This window comes from Agrobacterium sp. LAD9 (assembly GCF_003031125.1).
Lineage (GTDB): Bacteria > Pseudomonadota > Alphaproteobacteria > Rhizobiales > Rhizobiaceae > Agrobacterium > Agrobacterium radiobacter.
Genome location: NZ_PHGS01000025.1, coordinates 452366 through 472702 on the forward strand (window position 1 = coordinate 452366; position 20337 = coordinate 472702).

Below are 20337 nucleotides of genomic sequence, written 5' to 3' on the forward strand. Positions count from 1 at the left end.
CAAAAGTATGATTTTCGCGGTTGACAGGCGCAGATTCCCTCGGCAACTATATTATCAAATATGGTTCATATCATATTTTAAGATATAAATGCGCAGGGAGGAGAGCCTATGAAAGCGCGGGTTTCAGTCCACCGGGACTTCCGGATTGGGCGTATCGACGATCGTCTGTATTCCGCCTTCATCGAGCATATGGGGCGTGCGATCTATGGCGGGATTTATGAGCCCGGCCATCCGCAGGCGGACGCGAACGGCTTCCGCAAGGACGTCCTGAAATTTGTTCAGGACCTGAAAATTCCGGCTATCCGTTATCCCGGCGGCAACTTCGTTTCGGCCTATCGCTGGGAAGACGGCATCGGGCCGCGCGACCAGCGCCCCATCCGCCTCGACCTCGCATGGCGCTCCAAGGAAAGCAACCAGATCGGCATCAACGAGTTCGCCGACTGGGCGCAGATGGCTGGTATCGAGATGATGCTCGCCGTCAATCTTGGTTCTCGTGGTCTGGATGACGCCCGTAATTTCCTTGAATATGTGAATTTTCCGGGCGGCACCGCGCTTAGCGATCTGCGCCGCAGCCACGGCACGGAAAAACCCCACGACGTGAAAATGTGGTGCCTCGGCAACGAGATGGACGGCCCCTGGCAGATCGGCCACAAGACCGCGGTGGAATATGGCCGCCTGGCGAACGAAACCGCCAAGGCTTTCAAGGGCTTCGATCCGACGATTGAAGCAATCGTCTGCGGCAGTTCCAATGACGGCATGCCGACCTATCCCGAATGGGAACGCGAGGTGCTGGAGGAATGCTACGAGAATGTCGATCACATCTCGCTGCACAAATATTTCGGCAATAACAGCCGCGACACGCTGAATTATTTCGGCAAGATCGAGGAAACCGGGCGTTACATCCAGACCATCGCCGGTGTCATCGATTATGTGAAAGCGAAGAAGCGCGCCAAGAACGATGTTTCCATCTGCTTCGACGAATGGAACGTCTGGTATCACATCCGCGAAGAAGACGGCAAACGCATCAAGAGCTGGGACTGGCCGGAAGCGCCGGCACTTCTGGAAGAGACATACAACTTCGAAGATGCGCTTTTTGTCGCTGGTCTGCTCAACGAGTTCATCCGCCGTTCGGACCGCGTGCGCATCGCCTGCATCGCCCAGCTCGTCAACGTCATCGCCCCCATCCGCGCGGAAAAGAACGGGCCGGCCTGGCGTCAGACGATCTATTATCCCTATCAGTTCGCCTCGCTTTATGGCCGTGGCGTTGCGCTGAACGTTGCGGTCGATTGCCCGACTTATGATTGCAACGCGGCCGATGACGTCAAATATCTCGATGTCGCCGGTGTCTATGACGAGGCGCAAGGCATTGTGACGCTGTTCGTGCTCAATCGTCATCTGACCGAGGCGGCAGAGATCAATGTCAGCCTCACCGGGTTCTCCTCGGCCACGCTCGATCTGCATCTGGCCATGGCGGGCTATGACCTGCGTGTCGGCAACGGTCCGGATCAGCCGGATCGCGTCGTGCCGGTGCCGGGCAGCGGCGTCGGCGTTGAGGACGGGGCGCTGAAGGGTTCCCTGCCGGCGCTGTCATACCATGTGCTGCGGCTGAAGGTTCAGTGAGGCGGCCATGGGTGTCCGTCTCAACAATATCGCCAAGTCCTTCGGCTCCTTCGCTGCGATCCGGGATGTCTCGATGGAAATCCCGACCGGCAGTTTTGCGGTCTTCGTCGGGCCTTCCGGCTGCGGAAAATCCACGCTGCTGCGCATGATCGCTGGTCTTGAGGAGACCAGCGGCGGGCATATCGCCATCGACGACCGCGATGTCACGGCCGTCGAACCGGCCGATCGCGGTGTCGCGATGGTGTTCCAGAACTATGCGCTTTATCCGCATCTCAGCGTGTTCGAGAACATGGCCTTCAGCCTGCGTCTCGCGCGCCGCCCGAAAGCGGAGGTGAATGAGAGGGTGGGCGAGGCTGCCCGCATCCTGCAGCTCGAAGACCATCTGCATAAAAAGCCTTCGCAGCTTTCCGGCGGCCAGCGGCAGCGTGTGGCGATCGGCCGCGCGATCGTGCGGCAGCCGAAGGTTTTCCTCTTCGATGAGCCGCTGTCGAACCTCGATGCGGAACTGCGTGTCCAGATGCGTCTGGAGCTGACCCGGCTTCATCGCAAGCTCGGTGCCACGATGATCTATGTCACGCATGACCAGGTGGAAGCCATGACGCTTGCGGACAAGATCTTCGTGCTGAAGGGGGGTGTGGTGCAGCAGGCCGGTGCACCGCTTACCCTTTATGACGATCCGGATAACCGTTTCGTGGCGGGTTTCATCGGCTCGCCGGCGATGAACTTCCTGCAGGCGGAAATTGTGGAGCAGGCAAACGGCGTGGTGACGCTTTCGCTCGATGGCGGCCAGAGACATCTCGAAGCGCGGCTTTCGCAGCCTGTTTCCGCCGGCCAGCGGGTCGAAATAGGCGTTCGGCCCGAACATCTGATGATTTCGCAAGACGGTGCCCTGCCTGTCAATGTCGAGGTGGCGGAGGAGCTGGGAGATGTCTCCTACCTCTATACCCGCGCGTCGTCAGGCAAGGAAATCATCGTGCAGCGGCAGGGTTCGCGCGAAAGTCTGGACGGCCGGTCCGTGTCGCTGAGCGCCTCGCCCGACCATATTCTGGTTTTCGACACGGATGGCAAAAGGTTGCGATAGGCGCGAGGAGGCGTCTTTCGATGCAGTAGACCGCCTCTTCAAGGGGTGTTTCCACATAAACGGGAGGAGTGAACGATGCGATTGATCAAGACATTGCTTGTTGGCACGGTTCTGGGTTTGACCGCCCTGCCGGCGCTGGCCAAACAGGATATCGTCTGGTGGGACTTTCTGTCCGGCGGTGACGGCGTGCGCATGAAGGCGCTGATCGATGCCTTCAACAAGGAACACCCGGATATCCAGGTCAAGGGGACGACGCTGGAATGGGGCGTTCCCTTCTATACCAAGGTGCGGACCGCCTCTGCCGTCGGGGAGGGGCCTGATGTCATGACCTACCACCTGTCGCGTGCGCCGCTCGCCCTGCAGGAAAAGGTGCTGAGCGAGATTACCGACAAGGATCTCGAGGAGGCCGGCCTGAAGAAAGACGATTTCTTCGGCGCGCCGCTTGAAGCGGCGACCCATGACGGCAAGCTTTATGCCGTGCCCTTCGATATTCACGCGCTTGTTCTTTATTACAATGCCGATCTCCTGAAAGGCTCGCCCTACCTCGATGCCGAAGGCAAGTTGACCGGCATCCAGACGATGGATGATTTCGAAAAGGCGCTGGCCTGGGCGAAGGAAAAGGGTGTCCAAACGCCGGTCACCTATCAGTCCGGCGGCGAAGCCGGTGTCTGGCGCGTCTTTTACACTTTGTTCTCGCAACAGGGTGGCGAACTCGTCACCAATGGTGAGGTGCTGGCCGGCGACAATGCCGAAAAGGCCGCCAAGGCAATCGACACCATGTCGAAATGGCGCGAAAACGGCTGGGCGCCGGAACAGGCTGAGTATCCTGCCTCCGTCGCGCTCTTCTCCGCCGGAAAATCCGCCTTCCAGCTGAACGGTGTCTGGGAAGTGCCGACCTACAAGGACCTGGAGAAAAACGGCAAGCTGGGCTTCAAGTGGAGCGCGGTCGAGGTTCCGCCCTTCATGGGCAAACGCGCCACCTGGGCGGATTCGCACGCTTTCGCCATCCCCAATCAGGGCGACAAGACCGTTTCCGGCGAGAAGCGCGCCGCCGTGATGAAGGTGATCGGCTGGATGGAAAAACACGCCATCAGCTGGGCCGATGCCGGCCATATTCCGGCCTATAAATCGATCACCGAAAGCAGCGAATACAAGGCGATGCAGCCGAACGCCACCTATGCATCGCTGGCGGAAGCGGCGGTGTTCGATCCGAAGACGACGATCACCGGTGTCGCTTCGCCCGCCTATGATGCGGCTCTCAACGTCATCGCCCCGGCCATTCAGGGCTTCATGAGCGGCACGGATGCGGTGGAGCAGATCAGGGAAGAGCTGCAAAGCAAGCTGAAGTAACAGAACCTGCCCTCCGGTTTCTGGCCGGAGGGCAGCACGCAATGCAAGGTCCCGGAGACATTCCATGGCTATGATTGAAAACCGGCGCAAGAAATCGCTGATCGCGCTGTCGATGGTGACGCCGTTCATCGTGGTCTTCGTCACCTTCTTCCTTTACCCGCTGATCGAGATGGTCCGCATCAGTTTCACCGATGCGCCGCTGATCGGCGACGGTGACTGGGTGGGGTTCGCGAACTACGCAAAGCTGCTGAGCGACCGCCTTTTCGTCACGTCGCTGAAAAACAACGGCTATTTCGTGCTTCTGACCGTCGTGCCGACGACCGTTATCGCCCTGATGATCGCTCTCGCCGTCAGCCGCCTTTCGGGCGTGAAGCAGACGATCGCCATGAGCCTGTTTTTCCTGCCCTATGTGCTGCCGGTTTCGGTCGTCACGGAAATCTGGGCGTGGATGCTCGATCTGCAGTTCGGCATTCTCCAGCCGGTGATTTCGCTGATTGCCGGCAAGCCGGTCGCGGTTTTCAAGAACCCCTACTGGGTCATGCCAATGGTCGCCGTCGTCACCATCTGGTGGACGAACGGTTTCAACGTGCTGCTGTTCATCGCCGGTTTGCGCAATATTCCGGCGGAGCTTTACGAGGCGGCCTCACTTGACGGCGCAACGACGTGGCAGCGCTTCTGGCGGGTTACATGGCCGCTTCTCTGGCCCGTCACCGCGCTCATTCTCACACTGCAACTGATCCTGCAGCTGAAGATATTCGACCAGATCTATCTCCTGAGCGGCGGCGGGCCCTTCAATTCCAGCTTCGTGCTTCTGCTCAAGGTCTATCGCGAGGCGTTCCAGCTGAACAATGGCGGTTACGCTTCCGCCGTGGCCACCGTGCTCTTCCTGCTGATCGTCACCGTTTCCATTCTCCAGTTCCAGTTGCTGCGCATCCGGAGGAACTCATGAGCTTCACGAAAAGACTAGAAAACGTCGTTCTGACCCTGCTGACATTTTCAGCGGCGCTCGTGTGGATCTTTCCGCTCTACTGGGGTTTCGTGACGTCGCTGCGTTCGGACAATAATGTTGCCGGCAACATGTCACTGCTGCCAGATGAGTTTCAGCTGGGGGCTTACGTGAACGCCCTCTTCAACACGCGGCTGTTGACCTGGTACGTAAATTCAATCGGCACCGCCGCAATCGTCACTGTCTCCGTGCTGCTGATTTCGATGCTGTGCGCCTATGCCCTGTCGCAGATCCGCTTTCCGGGACGGCGTCTGCTTTATGGCATCGTGCTTGCGAGTTTCATGGTGCCGGCGCAGACGCTCGTCGTCACTCAGTTCATCCTGATGAAGAACCTCAACCTCATCAACACCTGGGCGGGCATCATCCTGCCGCAGCTCATCACGCCCATCGTCATCATCGTTTACAAGCAGTTCTTCGACAGCGTGCCGAAGGAGATGCGCGAAGCGGTGGTTCTGGATGGCGGCGGCGAATATACGATCCTGTTCAAGGTCTATCTGCCGCTGAACTGGGGGATCACCACGGCGATGGCGATCGTGACCTTCATTACGGTGTGGAACGCATTCTTCTGGCCCTTCCTGGTCGTCACCTCTGAAAACATGATGACGATCCCCGTCGGCATTACCCAGGTCAACGACACTTTCGGCATTGTTTATGCGCGCCTGATGGCCATCGCCATGCTGGCGGCCCTGCCGGTCATCATCGCCTATGTCATCTTTCAGCGGCGCGTGACGGAAGCGATCATGATCTCGTCCGGTGTGAAAGGGTGAGGCCGGCGCTGCTCAGATGACGTGGGCATTGTGTAGGGCGGTCAGCACCTCGTTCTTGAGGTGTGCGAGCTCAGGAGACCGCCGGTCGCGCGGGCGCGGCACGTCCACCTCTATCCGCTGCTGGATACGGCCGTCATGGGCGCCCATCATGTAGATCCGGTTGCCGAGATAGAGCGCCTCGTCGATATCGTGGGTGACGAGCAGGAAGGAAATGCCGCGCTGTTCGACGAGTTTCAGCACAAGGTCCTGCAACTTCATCCGGGTGAAAGCATCGACCGCACTGAAGGGTTCATCGAGCAGCAGGATGCGCGGTTCTGTATAGAGCGCTCTTGCGATCGCCACACGTTGCGCCATGCCGCCCGAAAGGGCCTTCGGCAGCGCGCCGCCATGGCCGCTCAAACCGACATCGTCAATCAGCCCCTTCACGCGCTCGACATCATATTTCCTGCCGGCCGCATAACCGATGTTTTCGGCAACCGTCAGCCACGGCATCAGGCGGGGCTCCTGGAAGACAAAGGCGATGGGCGGTGAGTCCGATGCCTTCTCCTCGTCTTGCTGAACTCTGACAGCGCCTGAAAAACGCCGGTCGAGGCCGGCGGCGATGCGCAGCAGCGTGCTCTTTCCGCAACCGCTGGGGCCAAGGAGAACCGCCGCTTCGCCATCACCCAGCGTGAGCTGGATATCCTGAAGGATCACCGTGTCGCCGTAAGCCTTTTCGCGCACATCGACATTGAGCAAACTCATCGCAGGCGTCCTTCCTGCTGAAGGGGATAGCTGTCGCGCCAGCGCAGGCAGCGGTCTTCGACAATCTTGAAGAGGCTGTCGGAAATCTTGCCCAGCACCGCAAGGCAGATGATGGCGATCATGACGAGATCAGGCCGGGAAAGCTCCCGCCCGTCGGACAGCATGTAGCCGATACCTTCGGACGCGGCCAGAAGCTCGGCCGCGACGACGCTCAGCCAGGCAAGCGACAGCCCGTAACGCAGGCCCGTGAAGAGATGCGGCAGGGAGGCGGGAATGAAAATCCGCCAAACCAGCACGGGCAGCGGCTGACGATACATCTCGCCAACCTCCACCAGCTTGCGGTCAACATTTCGGATGCCGGAAAAAAGATTGAGGTAAACGGGAAAAAAAGCGCTTTTGGCGATGAGTACGATTTTCGAGGTTTCGCCGATGCCGAACCAGATCATCAGCAGCGGCACCCATGCAAGGCTTGGGACCGCCCGCAGCGCCTGAAATGTCGGCTCGAGATAACGCTCGGCGGCGATCACCAGCCCCACCAGCGAACCGACCACGATGGCGAGCAGGGAGCCGATGACGAAGCCGACGAAGACGCGCGCGGTACTGGCCGCAACATTCGTCCACAGGGGACCTTCCGCAAGCCGCAGGAAGGTGTCGTAAAGTTCGGAGGGCGGCGGCAGCACATAGGGGCTGACCCAGTCGAGGCGGACAAAAAGCTCGAGCAGCAGCAGTGACCCGACCGGCACGATTGCGCCGCGCAGATCAAAGCGGCCAAGGAAATTCCCCACCCTTTGCGCAAGTGGCAACCGGGAAGGGAATTGTTTCGCAGTCTGTTTCACGCGCTGGAATTCGCGCGGATGGGAATTCATGCGCCAAGTGCCTTTTTCGCCGGTGCCGGATCGATCAGCGATGACAGGACAGTGTCGACATTGACGCCCGGGCGCAGGACGTCGTCGCCCAAGAGCGGCGTGACGATGCGGATCGAGTTCAGCAATTCCTCACCGGGAACGGGATCCTTCCAGTCGCGCTTCTCGATCGTCAGCTTGGTGATCTTGGGATCGTTGCCGGTGACCTGCGTGACAAAATCGATGAATTCGCCCTTGTTTTCACGAATCCATTTCTGCGTCTGCACCCAGACGCCGAGAAGCCTGTCGACCGCTTTCGGGTGCTTCGCCAGAAACTCCTCGGAAACGCTGAAGACGCTGCCGTCGCGCCAGCTGCGCTCATCGAAAATCGCCCGGTCGCCCGCAAGCTCGGCCTGGGAGGTATGCGGATCGATGCCGACCCAGGCATCCACCTGACCCTGCTGAAGCGCGTTGAAACCTTCCGGATGCTGCAGGTTCACGACCTTGAGGTCGTCGATGGACAGCTTGTTCTGGTCTAGCGCGCGGACGAGGGTGAAATAGGGCGCGGTGCCCTTGGTCACCGCAATGGTCTTGCCCTTGAGATCGGCGACGGTCTTGACCGGCGAGTCCGGGCGCACCTGAATGATGGAGGAACCGCCCCAGCTCGCGACATAGATCACCTTCAGCGGCACGCCGTTGGCGCGGGCGAGAAAGGCTGATAGTGCGGCCGAGCCGGCAAAATCCGTCGAGCCGACTTTCAGGAATTCGAGCGAATTGTTGCTGCCGCGGGATTGCACCCAGGTGATCTTGGTGCCCACATCCTTGAAAGCCTCCTCAAGCCAGCCCTTGTTCTTTATCAGCAGCGTGTGGGAGGAGTAAAACCCCCAGTCCAGCTTCAGCTCCGCAGGAAATTCCGGCGAACTCTGGGCCAGGGCATTGCCCGTGACAAGTGGTGCTGCGAGCGCGCCTGCAATACCGAATTTGAGGATCTGGCGGCGGGAATGTTCGGCTTTCATATTAATCTACCTAGTTTATGTAATTTGTGTACTTAAAGGGTATGGGCGGGTGTTTTTAAGGTCAATCCGCCGTTCTGGAACCCCATGCCAAACTTTGCGAGCGGCGTGGAAAATCTCCCTACCGCGAGTGCGATTGGCGCGATGGCGCGTTATTCAGGAAAAAAACGATTGGCCGGTCGTTGCAGGCCAAGATGGTCGCGCAATGTCGGCCCCTCATAGTCCTTGCGGAACAGCCCGCGCCTTTGCAACTCCGGCACCACCTGCGTCGTGAAGTCGTCAAGGCCGGCTGGCAGGAAGGGGAAGGTGACATTGAAACCGTCCGAGCCCTCTTCGTGGAGCCATTGCTCCATTTCGTCGGCGATGGTCTTTGGCGTGCCGACAAAGGCAAGACCCGCATAGCCGCCCAGCCGTTGGGCGAGCTGGCGCACCGTCAGGGCTTCGCTTCGGGCAAGCTCGATGACCCTTTCGCGGCTGGATTTGCTGGCATTGGTCTCGGGAATATCAGGCAGGGGGCTATCGGGATCGAAACCCGAAACATCGTGGCCGAGCGCAATGGAAAGCGAGGCGATTGCGCTGTCATAATGGACAAGGCTGTCGAGCCTGGCGCGTTTGGCCTTTGCCTCTTCCAAACTGTCACCCACGAGAACGAAAGCGCCGGGCAGGATGACAATTCCGTCGCGGGAACGACCCGCCGCGACGGTCCTGTCCTTGACGTCCTTATAGAAGGCCTTTCCTGCCGCAAGCGTGGGTGTTGCGGCAAAAACGACTTCCGCGGTTTCGGCGGCAAGCTGGCGCCCCGGCTCGGAAGCCCCTGCCTGAACGATAACGGGCCAACCCTGCACCGGGCGCGCGATGTTGAGCGGTCCGCGCACGGAAAATTCGGGGCCCTTGTGGTCCAGCACATGCATCTTATCGGGATCGAAGAACAGCCCGCTATCGACATCCCGGATAAAGGCGTCGTCCGAGAAGGAATCCCAGAGGCCGGTGACGACATCGTAAAATTCCCGCGCACGGCCATAGCGCTCCGCATGGTCAGGCTGTTCCTCGCGGCCGAAGTTCCGGGCTGCGTCGGGATTTGACGTGGTGACGATGTTCCAGCCGGCGCGGCCATTGCTGAGGTGATCGAGCGAGGCGAAACGCCTGGCGACGTGATAGGGCTCATCGAAAGTGGTGGAGGCGGTGGCGACCAGCCCGATGCGGGAGGTGACGGCGGCGAGCGCCGAAAGCAGGGTGAAGGGCTCGAAGGAGGTGACGGTATGGCTGCGGCGCAACGCCTCCGTGGGCATGTTCAGCACCGCGAGATGATCGGCCATAAAGAATGCATCGAATTTCGCGGCCTCGAGCTGCTGTGCGAAACGCGCGAGATGGGCGAAATTGAAATTCGCATCCGGGAAGGCGCCGGGATAACGCCATGCACCCGTGTGGAGACTGACGGGCCGCATGAAGGCGCCGAGATGCAGTTTGCGATCATTTGCCATGGGCTTCGCTTTCGTTGATGTTTTCGGCTCGCGCGGCGCGTTGCTGATGGCTTTAACTGCAGGCAGGCCTTTGCTTGTCGCGACGATATCCCTGCCGGACGATCGACGCGGCGAAGGCTATTCCGATTATGATTTCCGAACCGAAAGATTTTTGCTGAAATTCTGCATTTGGCGGTGATCCCGTAGTGGCAACCGCTCGGTCATCTTCGAAGTGTAACAGCGGAGTGGTGACAGTGAGACGGGTGGCGGCAAACATTTCTCTGGTGTATTAATGCTATTAAATATATAAAAATCAGAATATTGACTAAATTTCCTGATGTAATTTCTCTGGTGTCATTAGTCGCAAGGCGCCAAGATTGCATCTCTGCTGGAGCCGGTGCGGGCGGACCATATCCGAAGCCGCACCGGAGGCATCTTGCGCGGCGCTTAAACCGCCAGCAGTTTCTCGTTGCCGATACGGGTGGTTTCGATGGCGCCCTCCGTTTCGATACGCTTGCCCGTGGCGGGATCGAAGAAGTGGAGGTGGGCGGTGGGGAGGTCCAGGTGGACGCGCTGGCCGGGTTTTACCGAGAGGTCTTCACCGATGGCGGCGGAGAAGGTCTCGCCGGCGGTATTGGCATGGACGATGCGGCCCGAGCCCAGTTCTTCGACGAAATCCACGATAGCCGGTACGCCCGCGCCGTCCGTGCTCACGACGCATTGTTCCGGGCGGATGCCCACTGTCACGTCGCGGCCGCGCAGTTCCAGTGCGGTTTCGGGGAAGAGTTTCACCGGTGTGCCATCCAGCATCACGGCGGGGGATTCCACCTCCACCCTTGTGGCGAAAAGGTTCATGGCAGGCGAGCCGATGAAGGACGCCACGAAGGTGCTGGCCGGGCGATGATAGATATCCAGCGGATGGCCGACCTGCTCGACATTGCCCTTGTTCATCACCACCAGCCGGTCGGCCAGCGTCATGGCTTCCACCTGATCATGGGTGACGAAGATCGATGTGGCGGAGAGACGCTGGTGCAGCTTGCGGATTTCCGCGCGCATGGTCACACGCAGCTTGGCGTCGAGGTTGGAGAGCGGCTCATCGAAAAGAAACACCGCAGGTTCGCGGATGATGGCGCGGGCCATGGCGACGCGCTGGCGCTGGCCGCCGGAAAGGGCGGCCGGTTTGCGCTCCAGATAATCGGAGAGGCCGACGATCTTTGCGGTTTCCTCGATGCGGCGCTGGCGCTCGGCCTTGGGAACACCGGCGACCTTCAGCGCATAGCCGATATTGCCGGCCACCGACATATGCGGATAAAGCGCGTAATTCTGGAACACCATGGCGCAGCCACGCTCACGCGGTTCCAGCGTGTTGACCACGCGCCCACCAATGGCGATTTCGCCTGATGTGATGTCCTCCAGACCGGCGATCATGCGCAGCAGCGTGGATTTGCCGCAGCCGGAGGGGCCGAGGATGACGACGAATTCGCCGGAGTTAAAAGAGAGGTCCACCCCGTGCAGGGTTGGGGTCTTGCCATAGGATTTGCGGACCTGACGAATATCGATCTGAGCCATGATATGAAACCTTGTTGTTGAGAGCCGCACCGTCACTTGTCGGACGAGACGAGGCCGCGGACGAACCAGCGTTGCAGGAAGGCCACGACGAGAAGCGGCGGCAGGATGATGATGAGGGAGCCGGCCAGTGTGACGTTCCAGTCCGGCGTGCCGTCATCGGCGGGCAAAAGCGCGCGGAGCGACATCATCACCGTCTTGTAGGACGGGTCGGTGACCATCAGGAGCGGCCAGAGATACTGGTTCCAGGCATAAACGAACATGATGGTGGTGAGCGCCAGCATGTTGGTGCGCGACAGCGGCAGCAGCATGTCCACGAAGAAACGCGCCGCGCCCGAACCGTCCATGCGCGCGGCCTCCGCCAGCTCGTCCGGGATTGTCATGAAGAACTGCCGGTAGAGAAACGTGCCGGTGGCGGTGGCGATCAGTGGCAAAGTGAGGCCGGCATAGGAGTTGAGGAGGTTCCATTCCAGCGTGACCTCGATGCCGAACAGGCCGAGAATCGAGCGGAACGGCTGGAAAAGATCGGCGGCGACCGAATAGGTCGGCACCACGCGCACTTCGAGCGGCAGCATCAGGGTGATAAACACCGTCCAGAAGAACAGGTGTTTGAGCGGCGAGCGGAAGAACACGATGGCAAAGGCGGTGAAGGCCGAAAGGGCGACCTTTCCGATGGTGACCAGCGTCGCCATGATGATGCTGTTGAAGAGGGCGTTGCCGAGATTGGCGCGTTGCCAGGCAGCCTGCGCATTGGTGAAGAATTCGCCCTGCGGCATGAAGCTGAAGGGGACGCTGTTGACCTGCTGGACCGTCTGGCTGGCGCCGGAAATAACGACGATGAAGGGGCCGATAAGCAGGAGGAGGCCGGCCGCCATGATCGCATAGGTCAGGGCGTCGGCGTAAGGGGTGCGCTGGATCATGGCCGTCTCACTTGTAATGGACTTGCCGCTCGACAAAGCGGAACTGGATGAAGGTGAAGACCATGATGAGGCCGATGAGGACGAGGCTCTGCGCCGAGGCGCCGGAATAGTTCAGCCCCTCGAAGGCTTCGCTGACGATGCGGTAGACCATCACTTCGGTAGCATGGTTGGGGCCGCCCTCGGTGGTGGAGGCAACGATGCCGAACGTATCGGCGCCGACGAAACCCTCGGTCATCATGATGACGGTCAGGAAGAACAGGGTTGGCGCGAGCAGCGGCACCTGAATGTCGATGGCGCGGCGAATGGGCCCGGAGCCGTCCATGGCGGCGGCCTCCGTCAGCGAACGCGGCACGGATTGCAGGCCGGCGAACAGGAAGATGAAGGTGTAACCCGCCCATTTCCAGATGAAGATGACGATGACGAGGATGAGCGCGTGTTCGCCGTATTTGGCCGGGTTCCAGATATCCGGCCACCAGGAATTCAGCGATGCGGCGAGACCGCGTTCCGGCGACAGGATGAAGCGGAAGGCCATGCCGGCGGCGGGACCGGCAATCGCATAGGGCAGGATATAAAGCACCCGGAAAAAGCCGGAGCCGGGAAGCTGGCGGTCGACCGCAAGGGCGAGCACGAGGCCGATGAGGATCGCGAAAAATGGACCGGCGATCGCGAAGATCAGGCTCGTGAGGATCGATTGCCAATAAAGCGGATCACCGAAGGTTTCCACGAAATTGGCCAGGCCGACAAATTCCGCCTGGCCGCCGAAGGGCGGTTCCAGGGTGAATGCCCAGTTCAGCACCGCCGCAACCGGCCAATAGAAGAACAGAAGGATGAGCAGGAACTGCGGCAGGGCGAAGAGCACAGGCAGCCACGTGCTTTTGAAGACGGTACGCTTTTCCATTGGAGTCCGGCAATGTTCGAGATTTCGGCGGGCCTGCCCGGAGATTGTCCGGACAGGCTTCTGGCAGCGATGAAAGAGCGCTTAGTTCAGCTTGGCGCCTTCATAGGTCTTTTCGAAGCGGCGCAGACCGGTGTTGGAGCGCTCGACGGCCTTGTCGAGTTCAGCCTGGATATCGGCGTTCTGCATGAAGATGGCTTCGAGCGAAGTGGCGACTTCCTTGCGGATCTGCGTGAAACCGCCGAGGCGGATACCGCGGGTATATTCGGAAGGCGGGGTGAAGGTCAGGCTCTCGATCGCCTTTTCGCGGCCCTTGTAGGGAGCCTTGTCGTAGAAACCATTGGCCTTCATGGCGTCGAAGCCGGTCTTGGTAACCGGGATGTAGCCGGTAACGGTCGACCACCACTCAACCATATCAGGCTGGGCGATGAAGTTGAGGAATGCGGCTGCACCCTTGTATTCGGCGTCCGGACGACCGGCCATGACCCACAGCGAAGCGCCGCCGACCAGCGAGTTGTGACGCTCCGCGCCCTTCCAGATCGGCAGCATGGCGACGTCCCACTTTACGCCTTCAGGCATGGCCTTGCCGACGGTGCCGTGGCTGGCGATTGAGGACATGAACATCTGGCAGGTCTGCGAGGTGAAGGCGGGCAGGATGTCCATGCCGAGCTGCTTGGTCTTGACGACGAACAGCTTCTCGTCCTGCATCTTCTTGAAGAACTTGACCTGATCGACAAACTTGGTCTTGTTGATCGTCAGTTCGGCGTCGAGACCCTGATAGCCATTGCCCTTGGTGGCGATCGGCTGGTTGTGGATGGCGGAGAACTGCTCCATCAGCATCCAGGTGTCGAAGTTGAAGGCGAGCGGGCATTCGAAACCTGCGGACTTCAGCTTCTTGGAAGCTTCTTCAACCTGCTCCCAGGTGTCGGGCTTGAAGGTGATGCCGGCTTTTTCGAAAGCGTCGACATTGTAATAGAAGACGGCCGTGGAGGAGTTGTAAGGGAACGAGTTCAACTCACCGGCGGCCGTGGCGTAATAATTGGCGATGCCGGGGAAATAATTGTTCCAGTCGATCTTGTAGCCATTGTCGGCCATCAGCTTCTTGGCGGGTACAAAAGCCTTGGACAGCATCATGTCCAGCGTACCGGCGTCATAAATCTGGGTGATGGCGGGCTGCTTCTTGGCGCGGTAGGCCGCAATCGTGTTCTGCAGGGTGGATTCGTAATCGTTCTGCGAGGTGCAGACGATCTCGAACTGGGCCTGGGAATCGTTGAACTTCTTGCAGGTCTCCTGCACGCGGTCACCAAGATCGCCGGAAAGGCCGTACCAGAATTCGAACTTGGTCTTTTCTGCCTGGGCGGCCGTGGCGCCGAAGGCGGCGGCGATGGCGACGCCGGCCACGAAGGAAGTCAGAGCGGAAGATTTCATGAGTTAGCCCCGTTGATGGAATGATGGCCTGCTCGGCAAGGACCTCATGTCCCAGGCACCTAGCCACGGGCTCTGCTAACAGCCGTCTTTGACGGATCGCTTACATTTTGTTGAACATTTTATGATGACTGGCCGCGCAGCCAAATCTGCGCGGCGGAAAAGCCGGAAAACCTTTATTTATCCTTATTTATCAAGCGGTTTACGTTTTCAGCCCGTTTCACTACTTGCTGCTGAACATCTCTCGCAAGTCAACCTCGGCGTGCGGCTTCGATGGCAGCAACGTCAATTTTCTTCATATCCATCATCGCGTCGAAGGCGCGCTTGGCTTCCGCGCCGCCGGCGGCCATGGCGTCCATCAGCACACGCGGCGTGATCTGCCAGGAGACGCCCCATCTGTCCTTGCACCAGCCGCAGGCGCTTTCTTCACCGCCATTGCCGACGATGGCGTTCCAGTAGCGGTCCGTCTCTTCCTGGTCTTCGGTCGATATCTGGAACGAAAAAGCTTCGCTCTGTTTGAAGGCCGGTCCGCCATTGAGGCCGATGCAGGATACGCCTGCAACGGTGAACTGCACCGTCAGCACGTCTCCCTTCTTGCCGGACGGATAATCGCTCGGCGCATGGTGGACGGCGGTTACCGCGCTGTCTGGAAAGGTCTCGGCATAAAATCTGGCGGCTGCCTCCGCATCCTTGTCGTACCAGATACAGATCGTGTTCTTTTCCACGTGCATAATCCTCCCTAGTTGAAATCGTCCCCCTGTCGCCGGTCAACTTGCTTGCCTATTGCCGGCTCCCCATCAGGCATAAAATGCAGCCGCGGCGCAAACGTTCCGAAAACGCTGCGTCGACCACCGTTAAGCCAGCGCCAATAGGGCGGTCAGCCAATAAAATCCGCCGACATAGGCCCACACCGCAAACACGACCATCAAATCAGCCATGTTTTCCCAATGCATTGTCGAGCCTTGCGATCTAGACGGAAAGCAAGCTACCGACCCGGAGCCAAAGTAACGATAGAACTGTTACACCGTCGTGACTTCAACCACGGGAACACACCTGAAATTTTTAAAGGAAAACCGGAGAATTGACATTTTTATGGGCCATTTAAATACATATGACAAAAATCAATATTGTCCTTAAATGTAATTTAATAATGTAATCGTAATATTCGTGAATAATTTTGGATGGAAACATTCTATTTTAATCGGAGGATTGTGCGTGAGTATTCTTGATCGTGGTGCCAATGCTTTTGCGGTTCTCGCCGCGCTTTCCAAATCCCAGGCCATTATAGAATTCGACCTTTCGGGAAAGATTCTTACCGCCAATGAGAATTTTTGTCGGGCGCTCGGTTATGAGCTTTCGGAAATCGTCGGCAGGCACCACAGCATGTTCGTGGAGCCCTCCGTCGTGTCTTCGCAGGATTACAAGGCCTTCTGGTCCAAGCTTTCGGCCGGCCAGTTCGATCAGCGGCAATATAAGCGCATCGGCAAGGGCGGCCGCGAAGTCTGGATCGAGGCATCCTACAATCCGGTGTTTCGTCGCGGCAAGCCGGTGAAAGTGGTCAAGATCGCCACCGATATCACCGATCGCAAGCTGAAGGCGGCGGAAGATGCGGGCAAGATCGACGCCCTGTCACGGGCGCAGGCCATCATCGAATTCTCCCCTGATGGAGAGGTGCTGACCGCCAACGAGAATTTTCTGGCGGCGCTGGGGTATTCGCTGGCGGAAGTGCAGGGCAGGCATCATTCCATGTTCTGCGAACCGGCCTATACGCAGTCGCCGCAATATAAACAGTTCTGGGAAAGGCTGGCCGGCGGCGATCTCGTTGCGGACGAGTTCATGCGGCTTGGCAAGGGCGGCCGCAAGGTCTTCATTCAGGCGTCCTATAACCCGATCTTCGATCTCAACGGCAAGGTGTTCAAGGTCGTCAAATTCGCGACCGATGTGACCGGCCGCGTCGAAAATGTCGAAAAACTCGCACAATGCCTCACCGATCTGGCCGAGGGCGATCTTGCCCAGAGCATCGACAAGCCTTTCATCCCTTCGCTTGAAAGATTGCGCACGGATTTCAACGCTGCTTCGGAAAAGCTCAAGAGGGCAATGACGCTGGTGTCTGAAAATGCCGGCGCGATTTCTTCCGGCTCCAACGAGATCAGGTCCGCTGCCGATGATCTCGCTCGCCGTACGGAGCAGCAGGCCGCCTCCATCGAGGAAACGGCAGCCGCGCTGGAAGAAATTACCACTGCCGTCAACGATTCCAGCCGCCGCGCGGAAGAGGCGGGCAAGATCGTCGCCCGTGCCCGTGACCATGCGGAACATTCGGGCCAGGTGGTGCGCGATGCGATCGGCGCCATGGACCAGATCGAAAAATCATCGCGCGAAATCTCCAACATTATCGGCGTGATCGATGAGATCGCGTTCCAGACCAATCTTCTGGCGCTGAATGCCGGCGTGGAAGCCGCCCGTGCGGGTGAGGCGGGCAAGGGTTTTGCCGTGGTTGCGCAGGAGGTTCGCGAACTCGCGCAACGCTCCGCAACGGCGGCCAAGGAAATCAAGAGCCTGATCAATGCCTCCGGCACGCAGGTGGAAAATGGCGTCGGTCTTGTCACCAGGGCTGGCTCGGCGCTGCAGGAAATCGCCGAGCAGGTGCGGGACATCAACACCAATGTCGTGGCGATTGTCGATGCAGCGCGCGAACAGTCCACGGCGCTTGCGGAAATCAATCAGGCGGTCAACACCGTCGATCAGGGCACCCAGCAGAATGCCGCCATGGTGGAGGAGCAGACCGCCGCAAGCCACAGCCTTGCGCGGGAAGCGACCGCGCTGTTCGAGCTTCTCGGGCAATTCCGGTTCGATGACGCGACACGATACACAGCCTCGCCGCGGGGGGGCTTCGAGCAGCAACCCGTGCCGGCGAGCCCGCGTCGTGGCGCATCTCGCCCGCTTGCGGCGCGCGGTTCAGCTGCGGTTGCTGTCAATCATGAGGAATGGCAGGACTTTTAGAGTCGGGCTGCAGTCGCCCTGAGCCCGGTGGTAAAGTGCGCATCCTCTCGACGTCATCCCCGGCCTCGTGCCGAGGATGACGTCGGCGTGATTGGCTTGGCTCATCGTCCCTTCAGACGATACGGGATGACAAGCCCGCAAGCTGGGCATATCTTCCTGACTGGCAGATAACGGGCATTGTGTTTGGAGTTTTCGGGGACGCGCGCTTGGCAGGGATATCGATAAGCCGCTTGGCTCTTGTCATCTGTCTGCTGGCCGCAGCCTCCGGCGCGGCGCAAGCAGAAGAGCCCGCCAAGGGAAAGACCTCCTGCGCCTACACCCATGATGTCGCGCCGGAATTGTGCATCAATGTCGGCAGTTACAATAATGATCTTTGCCACGCCATGGAGGTTCTCGCCGCCCGCCATGCCGTTCCGCCTGATTATTTCGCACGGCTGATCTGGCGGGAAAGCCTGTTCCGGGCGAGTGCGGTCAGCCCGAAGGGGGCGGAGGGCATTGCCCAGTTTATGCCGGGAACGGCGCGACTGCGCGGTCTTGAAGACAGTTTCAACATCATCGCCGCCCTTGAGGCATCTTCCCGTTATCTCTCCGAATTGAATGTGCAGTTCGGCAATTTCGGCCTTGCCGCCGCAGCTTATAATGCGGGCGAGGCGGGCTTGCGGAACTTCATCGCCAATGGCCGCCTGCCGACCGAGACCCGGGATTATGTGTTTGCGATCACCGGTTATCCGGTGGAGACTTGGAAGGACAACCCGCCGGAAAAGGCGGCGCCGGCACTGGATGACAGCCGCCCTTTCCTTGATGCATGCGTGCGCCTCGCCGACACCCGCACCATGAACGATCCCGTCCTCATTGCATCAGCCGACTGGGCGCCCTGGGGCGTGCAGCTTGCGGCGCATTATAACCCTGCTGTAGCGAACCGGCTGTTCACCCGGGCGATCCTGCAGCTTTCGGAACCGCTGAATGCCGAACGGGCTCTGATCGTGCGGCAGAGGGGTGGAAACTTCGGGTCGCGGCCGCGTTATGCCGCCCGCATCGGCCGCGAAACCAGAGCCGAAGCCAACACCCTTTGTGGCGATATCCGGCGGGCGGGTGTTCCCTGCACCGTGTTCCGCAACCGGTAAAAACGGCCGCGTCGAACCGATAAGTCTTCCTCCCGCGACAAGGCTGATCATAACAAGTTGATCGGCTTGAAGGCCGTACCATCTTTCAGGGGGGGAATGATCGTGCATAGATTTGCCGCGAATGCTGGCCGACAGGGGTCGGCTGCATGTGTGGGGAATGATCTGGAAATGAAATGGTTTGAAACCGGATGTCTGGCGGCCGTTCTGGTCGTCGTTGCGGGGTGCACCAGCACCGGGGAGACGCAGGTCTCCCGCGCGGTCGCAAGTTTCGTGGGGCAACCGCGTGACGCCGCAATCGCCCGGCTTGGCCGCCCGAACAAGGTTATCATCGAAAACGGCGAAACCGAGTCCTATTGGCTGAAGGTCGATGTGGAGACCTATGCCGGCCTCAGCAACAGGCGCGAAGTCAAGACCGTGGACGGGCAGGCGAGGGTCTCGGAAACCGAAGGCATGAAGATCAAGGAACATCGCCGCGACTGCATCATCAAGATCACCGCGAATGCCGCCTCCACCATCAAGACGAGTGAGATCATCGGCAATCCCGCCAACTGCGAGACGCTTCTCAATCGTCCAGCCTCCTGAGAAGGTCCGTCGCAGCCGCTCCGGTTCCCGAGTGCCTCAGAGCTCCATCTTGATGGTCAGCATATATTCGGTGCCCTTCGCCCGGTCGCGTGTGCGGGATACTTCAAGTGTGACCTTGTCCAGCTTGTGTCCCAGGCTTTCCTTGATCGTTCCGCCCGGCGTGTCCTCGCGCCGGAACGAGGTGTTGCCGTAACCGACGCCCATTTTGCGGGTAATGGCATTTTCCGTATAGGTTCTTCCGAACATGGCGGAAGCCTGGCCGCTGCGCACCGTCGTCTCGAAGCCGCGGGAATCGATGTCGCGATAGGCCGAGGCGGCAATCGAATTGTCCGAACTGCTATAGCTGCCGCCAGCACTTATTCTGGCGAGGCGATGACCGTCGTGCTCGAGAGAGAGATTGCCGTCGGCCGAAGGTCCGAAACGCCCGCCGTTCATGGCGTCCTTATAGGTGAAGCGGAAGCGGCCGCTGCGCGCATCCACCTGATAATTATAGGAGGCGTCGCCGCTGCGGATCTGGATGCCGGGCGCCGGCTCGCTGCCGAGGATCGGCGAAACCTTGTCCGCGAACTGGAACAGGGGTTTGGTGACCTGATCGAACTCCGACTTCGACAATTCCAGCGGCTTGCCATCGGGGTCGAATTTCCCAACCGCCAGGCAGGGGCGCTGGTTGATGATGCTCTTCAGGGCAAAGACCGTGCAATTGTCGCTGGTCGTGCCGGCAATCGCGGCGTGGACGGAATTGCGCAGGGTGTAACTGCCGCAGCAGGAGAAGGCTTCATTGTCCCGACTCGCATCGCGCGTATAGCCCGTAAAAACAATGCCGCTCGCCCCGTTGGTCAGGCCGACATTGGCGAAGTGCGGGCCGCTTTGTAGCGGAAAGAGCTTCAACTGGCCCTGGTCGGCAAGCGTTTTCGGGTTGGAAGGTGATGGAAGCGGCATTCT

Annotated in this window: 19 protein-coding genes; 9 read left to right on the top strand and 10 right to left on the bottom strand. The window is 59.5% G+C overall.

Features of this window, described 5'->3' with window-relative positions; translation table 11 throughout:
- Positions 1–108: 108 nt before the first annotated feature.
- From DA915_RS23555 to DA915_RS23575, 5 genes are all read left to right on the top strand, one after another.
- Entirely contained in the window at positions 109–1620 is a 1512-nt protein-coding gene (locus DA915_RS23555; RefSeq protein WP_107677464.1) for an alpha-N-arabinofuranosidase, read from the top strand.
- A 7-nt stretch (positions 1621–1627) separates the two neighbouring features.
- Complete coding sequence (locus DA915_RS23560) at positions 1628–2701, top strand: ABC transporter ATP-binding protein (protein WP_107677465.1); 1074 nt, start codon at positions 1628–1630, stop codon at positions 2699–2701.
- Between the two features lie 75 nt (positions 2702–2776).
- Positions 2777–4051: an extracellular solute-binding protein gene (locus tag DA915_RS23565; RefSeq protein WP_080864974.1), complete on the top strand. Its 1275-nt coding sequence runs from the start codon at positions 2777–2779 to the stop codon at positions 4049–4051.
- A gap of 64 nt (positions 4052–4115) precedes the next feature.
- Positions 4116–5000: a carbohydrate ABC transporter permease gene (locus DA915_RS23570; RefSeq protein ID WP_035213836.1), complete on the top strand. Its 885-nt coding sequence runs from the start codon at positions 4116–4118 to the stop codon at positions 4998–5000.
- Entirely contained in the window at positions 4997–5824 is an 828-nt protein-coding gene (locus DA915_RS23575) for a carbohydrate ABC transporter permease (RefSeq protein WP_003508186.1), read from the top strand. Before DA915_RS23570 ends, DA915_RS23575 begins: the two co-directional genes overlap by 4 nt.
- A 12-nt stretch (positions 5825–5836) precedes the next feature.
- Here the strand turns inward: DA915_RS23575 and DA915_RS23580 are convergent, their stop codons facing one another.
- The 4 genes from DA915_RS23580 to DA915_RS23595 all read right to left on the bottom strand — a co-directional run bounded on the left by DA915_RS23580 (position 5837) and on the right by DA915_RS23595 (position 9904).
- Positions 5837–6568, bottom strand: a complete 732-nt coding sequence (locus tag DA915_RS23580) for an ABC transporter ATP-binding protein (RefSeq protein ID WP_107677466.1) — start codon at positions 6566–6568, stop codon at positions 5837–5839.
- Positions 6565–7434, bottom strand: coding sequence for an ABC transporter permease (locus DA915_RS23585; RefSeq protein ID WP_107677467.1), 870 nt, complete (start codon positions 7432–7434; stop codon positions 6565–6567). Before DA915_RS23585 ends, DA915_RS23580 begins: the two co-directional genes overlap by 4 nt.
- Positions 7431–8426, bottom strand: a complete 996-nt coding sequence (locus tag DA915_RS23590) for an aliphatic sulfonate ABC transporter substrate-binding protein (protein WP_020812836.1) — start codon at positions 8424–8426, stop codon at positions 7431–7433. Before DA915_RS23590 ends, DA915_RS23585 begins: the two co-directional genes overlap by 4 nt.
- Positions 8427–8575: 149 nt before the next feature.
- Complete coding sequence (locus DA915_RS23595; protein WP_107677468.1) at positions 8576–9904, bottom strand: LLM class flavin-dependent oxidoreductase; 1329 nt, start codon at positions 9902–9904, stop codon at positions 8576–8578.
- Here DA915_RS23595 and DA915_RS23600 point away from each other — a divergent pair.
- On the top strand, positions 9903–10082 hold the full coding sequence (locus DA915_RS23600) for a hypothetical protein (protein ID WP_107677469.1): 180 nt from the start codon (positions 9903–9905) through the stop codon (positions 10080–10082). The genes DA915_RS23595 and DA915_RS23600 overlap by 2 nt on opposite strands.
- A 248-nt stretch (positions 10083–10330) precedes the next feature.
- Here DA915_RS23600 and DA915_RS23605 read toward each other — a convergent pair whose 3' ends face one another.
- The 5 genes from DA915_RS23605 to DA915_RS23625 form a co-directional block, all read right to left on the bottom strand.
- The gene (locus DA915_RS23605) at positions 10331–11452 is read right to left on the bottom strand and encodes a sn-glycerol-3-phosphate import ATP-binding protein UgpC (RefSeq protein ID WP_107677470.1); all 1122 of its coding nucleotides are present in this window, start codon (positions 11450–11452) and stop codon (positions 10331–10333) included.
- A gap of 32 nt (positions 11453–11484) precedes the next feature.
- Complete coding sequence (locus DA915_RS23610) at positions 11485–12369, bottom strand: ABC transporter permease subunit (RefSeq protein WP_003508199.1); 885 nt, start codon at positions 12367–12369, stop codon at positions 11485–11487.
- A gap of 7 nt (positions 12370–12376) precedes the next feature.
- Positions 12377–13267, bottom strand: coding sequence for a carbohydrate ABC transporter permease (locus DA915_RS23615; RefSeq protein WP_003508200.1), 891 nt, complete (start codon positions 13265–13267; stop codon positions 12377–12379).
- 81 nt (positions 13268–13348) lie between these two features.
- Positions 13349–14692 (bottom strand): extracellular solute-binding protein, encoded by a 1344-nt coding sequence (locus DA915_RS23620; protein ID WP_003508201.1) that lies wholly within the window; start codon positions 14690–14692, stop codon positions 13349–13351.
- Positions 14693–14940: 248 nt separating this feature from the next.
- The gene (locus tag DA915_RS23625) at positions 14941–15414 is read right to left on the bottom strand and encodes a VOC family protein (protein ID WP_107677545.1); all 474 of its coding nucleotides are present in this window, start codon (positions 15412–15414) and stop codon (positions 14941–14943) included.
- A 490-nt stretch (positions 15415–15904) separates the two neighbouring features.
- Here DA915_RS23625 and DA915_RS23630 point away from each other — a divergent pair, with 490 nt between their 5' ends.
- The 3 genes from DA915_RS23630 to DA915_RS23640 all read left to right on the top strand — a co-directional run bounded on the left by DA915_RS23630 (position 15905) and on the right by DA915_RS23640 (position 19395).
- Positions 15905–17689 carry a PAS domain-containing methyl-accepting chemotaxis protein gene (locus DA915_RS23630; protein WP_107677471.1) on the top strand — a complete coding sequence of 595 codons (1785 nt, stop codon included), beginning with the start codon at positions 15905–15907 and terminating at the stop codon, positions 17687–17689.
- Positions 17690–17919: 230 nt separating this feature from the next.
- A complete protein-coding gene (locus DA915_RS23635; RefSeq protein ID WP_107677472.1) occupies positions 17920–18813 on the top strand; it encodes a lytic transglycosylase domain-containing protein in 894 nt (297 codons plus the stop codon).
- 168 nt (positions 18814–18981) lie between these two features.
- Positions 18982–19395: a hypothetical protein gene (locus DA915_RS23640; protein ID WP_192886643.1), complete on the top strand. Its 414-nt coding sequence runs from the start codon at positions 18982–18984 to the stop codon at positions 19393–19395.
- 36 nt (positions 19396–19431) lie between these two features.
- Here DA915_RS23640 and DA915_RS23645 read toward each other — a convergent pair whose 3' ends face one another.
- Positions 19432–20334 (bottom strand): hypothetical protein, encoded by a 903-nt coding sequence (locus tag DA915_RS23645; RefSeq protein ID WP_080866707.1) that lies wholly within the window; start codon positions 20332–20334, stop codon positions 19432–19434.
- Positions 20335–20337: the final 3 nt, after the last annotated feature.

Excerpts from the sequence above, each read along its gene's own strand:
- DA915_RS23555 (WP_107677464.1), top strand. The coding sequence starts at position 109 with ATGAAAGCGCGGGTTTCAGTCCACCGGGACTTCCGGATTGGGCGTATC.
- DA915_RS23560 (WP_107677465.1), top strand. The coding sequence starts at position 1,628 with ATGGGTGTCCGTCTCAACAATATCGCCAAGTCCTTCGGCTCCTTCGCT.
- DA915_RS23565 (WP_080864974.1), top strand. The coding sequence starts at position 2,777 with ATGCGATTGATCAAGACATTGCTTGTTGGCACGGTTCTGGGTTTGACC.
- DA915_RS23570 (WP_035213836.1), top strand. The coding sequence starts at position 4,116 with ATGGCTATGATTGAAAACCGGCGCAAGAAATCGCTGATCGCGCTGTCG.
- DA915_RS23575 (WP_003508186.1), top strand. The coding sequence starts at position 4,997 with ATGAGCTTCACGAAAAGACTAGAAAACGTCGTTCTGACCCTGCTGACA.
- DA915_RS23580 (WP_107677466.1), bottom strand. The coding sequence starts at position 6,568 with ATGAGTTTGCTCAATGTCGATGTGCGCGAAAAGGCTTACGGCGACACG.
- DA915_RS23585 (WP_107677467.1), bottom strand. The coding sequence starts at position 7,434 with ATGAATTCCCATCCGCGCGAATTCCAGCGCGTGAAACAGACTGCGAAA.
- DA915_RS23590 (WP_020812836.1), bottom strand. The coding sequence starts at position 8,426 with ATGAAAGCCGAACATTCCCGCCGCCAGATCCTCAAATTCGGTATTGCA.
- DA915_RS23600 (WP_107677469.1), top strand. The coding sequence starts at position 9,903 with ATGGGCTTCGCTTTCGTTGATGTTTTCGGCTCGCGCGGCGCGTTGCTG.
- DA915_RS23595 (WP_107677468.1), bottom strand. The coding sequence starts at position 9,904 with ATGGCAAATGATCGCAAACTGCATCTCGGCGCCTTCATGCGGCCCGTC.
- DA915_RS23605 (WP_107677470.1), bottom strand. The coding sequence starts at position 11,452 with ATGGCTCAGATCGATATTCGTCAGGTCCGCAAATCCTATGGCAAGACC.
- DA915_RS23610 (WP_003508199.1), bottom strand. The coding sequence starts at position 12,369 with ATGATCCAGCGCACCCCTTACGCCGACGCCCTGACCTATGCGATCATG.
- DA915_RS23615 (WP_003508200.1), bottom strand. The coding sequence starts at position 13,267 with ATGGAAAAGCGTACCGTCTTCAAAAGCACGTGGCTGCCTGTGCTCTTC.
- DA915_RS23620 (WP_003508201.1), bottom strand. The coding sequence starts at position 14,692 with ATGAAATCTTCCGCTCTGACTTCCTTCGTGGCCGGCGTCGCCATCGCC.
- DA915_RS23640 (WP_192886643.1), top strand. The coding sequence starts at position 18,982 with ATGAAATGGTTTGAAACCGGATGTCTGGCGGCCGTTCTGGTCGTCGTT.
- DA915_RS23645 (WP_080866707.1), bottom strand. The coding sequence starts at position 20,334 with ATGCCGCTTCCATCACCTTCCAACCCGAAAACGCTTGCCGACCAGGGC.